2 protein-coding genes and 1 pseudogene are annotated in these 3,160 nt (G+C 74.3%); all 3 read right to left on the reverse strand.

The window, feature by feature from the left end; all coding sequences use genetic code 11:
* Positions 1–1,270 (reverse strand): hypothetical protein (locus AOK08_RS40980; protein WP_055535553.1); only part of this gene is annotated, 1,270 nt, incomplete at its 3' end.
* A gap of 363 nt (positions 1,271–1,633) precedes the next feature.
* Positions 1,634–2,887 carry a phosphoribosylamine--glycine ligase gene (purD, locus tag AOK08_RS40985; RefSeq protein ID WP_055535551.1) on the reverse strand — a complete coding sequence of 418 codons (1,254 nt, stop codon included), beginning with the start codon at positions 2,885–2,887 and terminating at the stop codon, positions 1,634–1,636.
* Between the two features lie 150 nt (positions 2,888–3,037).
* Positions 3,038–3,160: pseudogene (locus AOK08_RS48230) on the reverse strand (DNA polymerase III subunit gamma/tau); the annotation flags it as partial.

Raw genomic sequence — 3,160 nt, forward strand, 5'->3', positions numbered from 1 at the left:
CCTGGGGGGCGGTTGCCGGGGTGCGGTGGGCTCCGCGCGCCTCCAGGGCGTCCAGGACCCGGTGGAGGCGGGCCGCGTCCGTGCGCCACTTACGGTCGACCACCTCTTCCGGGTACTCCTGCCAGTCCACCGGTGCCCAGTCCGGGCCGGGCTCCGCCGGGCCCCCGTGGAAGAGGCGGGCGGCCAGCAGGGAGGCCGCCTCGTCGACCAGGCCGGGCTCTTCGAGCAGGTCACAGGCCGGGCGTTCGCCCAGCCGGGAGGTGAATCCCTCGGCCAGCCGGTCGCGGCGGGACAGTTCGGTGAGCGCCGCGACGACGCCCGCGTCCAGCCGGGCCGGCCAGCGGCCCATCCGCCAGGCGGGAAGCGCGACCCGGGTCAGCAGCCGGTCCCACCCCGCGTACGCCAGGCCCACCTGCTCCTGCGCGACGATCCGCACCCCGTAGTCCACAGCCTGTGCACGCTCGGCGGCGACCGACGCCACCCCGCGCTCCATCTCGGCCGCGTGCACCCGGCAGGCGCGCAGCAGCAGCCTCGCCACCCAGCCGACGCCCGCGAGCGCCGTACGGGACACGGGGTCGCGTCTCGGGGCGGCGGCCACGGCGACCGCCGCGTCCAGGCCCCGTACGAAGCGGCGCGCCGCCGCGATGTCCGGGTGCGCCGACGGTCCCGTACCCGCGACGACCGGGGCGAGGACAGCGCGCAGCTCGCCGACTCGCATCCACCACAGGAACGGCGAGCCGATCACGAGGACGGGCGATGCCGTCGCCGCCGCACGCCGGCGCGGTCCCTGGAAGGCGGGGCGCAGGCCTCGTACGCCCGATATCTCGTCCCGGGCCGCAGGCGTCGGCGGGGCGTTGGCGGGGTGGGTGCGGTCCTCCAGCCAGCTGTCGCAGTCCGGGGTGAGCGCTATCGCGGAGGGGGCGGGGACGCCCAGGCGGTCGGCCAGGTCGCGCACCAGGTGGTAGAGGTCCAGGGCCGATTCCTCGGCGATCGGGACCGTGGGGCTCATGGCCGGGCGGGCGCGGGCGACGACCAGGGCGACGACGGCCGCGGCGAGGAGTACGACCAGTGCGACGGCGCTCGTGATCCAGCGGGCGAGGTGCCAGCCGCCGCCCACGAGGTGGCCGGTGGTGCCACCGGCCAGCAGCACGACGGCGACGGCCGCGGGCAGCAGAGCGACGGCCAGGGCCCTGCCGCGGACGCGCAGCACGGCGAGGGCCCGGGAACGCGCGACCTGCGCGCCCGCCTCCACACCACCCATACCGGTCACGACCGGATGCCACCCCCTACCTTTTCCGCTCTCACCCTGACGTTGCTCACTCCCCCACTGTGGCACCCGCCACTGACATCGCAATGCCGGTGGGCCAAGTGCCGGAACGCTTGCGCCGCACCATAGTTGGGGCCCTGGCCCTCGTCAGCCGGATGGGGGATCGGTCACCCGATGGAATGGCCTTGGGGAGAGGTGGCTGACACACGGCGTCGACGAAGGGGCAGTCGGGAGAGCTTCGAGAGGTGCGCGGGCGGGGGCGCGAAAACCTCTCGGGCCCCGCATCCGTAGACGGATTCGGGGCCCGGGAGGTTCATCGAAGTGTGGAGCTGTGGCGGTGTGGAGCTGTGGAGGTGTGAAGGGGTGCTACTCCCCCGCCGCCGCCTTCGCCGCGATGTCGGTGCGGTGCTGGGAGCCGTCCAGGTGGATGCGGCCGAGGGCGGTGTACGCGCGGTCGCGGGCCTGGCTCAGGTTCTTGCCGGTCGCCGTCACGGAGAGCACCCGTCCGCCCGCGCTCACCACGGCGTCGTCGTCGTGCTTCGTGCCCGCGTGGAGGACGTACGCGTGCGGGGCGTCCTGGGCGGCCACGTCGGCGAGGCCGGTGATCGGGTCGCCGGTGCGCGGGGTGCCGGGGTAGTTGTGCGAGGCGATGACCACGGTGACCGCCGCGTCGTCGCTCCAGCGCAGCGGCTCCAGGTCGGCGAGGGTGCCGTTGGCCGCCGCGAGCAGGATGCCCGCCAGCGGGGTCTTCAGGCGGGCCAGGACGACCTGGGTCTCCGGGTCGCCGAAGCGGGCGTTGAACTCGATCACGCGGACACCGCGTGAGGTGATCGCGAGGCCCGCGTAGAGGAGGCCGGAGAAGGGGGTGCCGCGGCGGCGCAGTTCGTCGACCGTCGGCTGAAGGACCGTCTGGAGGACTTCTTCGACCAGCTTCGGGTCGGCCCAGGGCAGCGGCGAGTAGGCGCCCATGCCGCCCGTGTTGGGGCCCTCGTCGTTGTCCAGCGCGCGCTTGAAGTCCTGGGCGGGCTGGAGCGGGAGGACCGTCACACCGTCGGTGATCGCGAAGAGGGAGACCTCGGGGCCGTCGAGGAACTCCTCGATGACGACGCGGTCGCAGGAGTTCGCGTGCGCGGCGGCCGCCGCCAGGTCGGCGGTGACGACGACGCCCTTGCCGGCCGCGAGTCCGTCGTCCTTCACGACGTACGGGGCACCGAAGGCGTCGAGGGCTTCGTCGACCTCCTCCGGCGTCGTGCAGACGTACGACCGGGCGGTGGGGACGCCGGCTCCCGCCATGATCTCCTTCGCGAAGGCCTTGGAGCCCTCGAGCTGCGCGGCCTCCCCGGAGGGGCCGAAGACCGGGATGCCCGCATCCCGCACGGCGTCGGCGACCCCGGCGACGAGTGGCGCCTCGGGTCCTACGACGACCAGGTCGGCGCCCAGCTCCAGGGCCAGCGCCGCTACGGCCCCGCCGTCGAGGGGGTCGACCTGGCGCAGCTCGGCGACCTCGGCGATGCCGGCGTTGCCGGGGGCGCAGTACAGCGCGGTGACGTCGGGGTCGAGGGACAGGGAGCGGCACAGGGCGTGTTCGCGGGCGCCGTTACCGATGAGGAGGACCTTCACGGGGGTCAGCTTAGTGGTCGGGGTGCGGGGCGCCCGTCCGGTCTCAGGTGTCGGTACGGACCTCACCGGGGCCCGCCGCTCCCGGGACGGTCCCCAGCCCATCGCACCGGCCCGTCGCACCGGCCCGTCGCTCCGGCCCTGAAAGGTCACCTACTCGTTCGAGACCTCTTCCACCACGGTCGCCCCCAGCTCGCGCACGATCAGTTCGTGGCCGGAGAGGGCGGACTCGTCGAGGTCGGGGTCGTCGTCCTCGGGGGTGTCGTCCTCGGGGGC

Origin of the sequence: Streptomyces graminilatus, from assembly GCF_001418565.1 — a bacterium.
Classification (GTDB): domain Bacteria; phylum Actinomycetota; class Actinomycetes; order Streptomycetales; family Streptomycetaceae; genus Streptomyces; species Streptomyces graminilatus.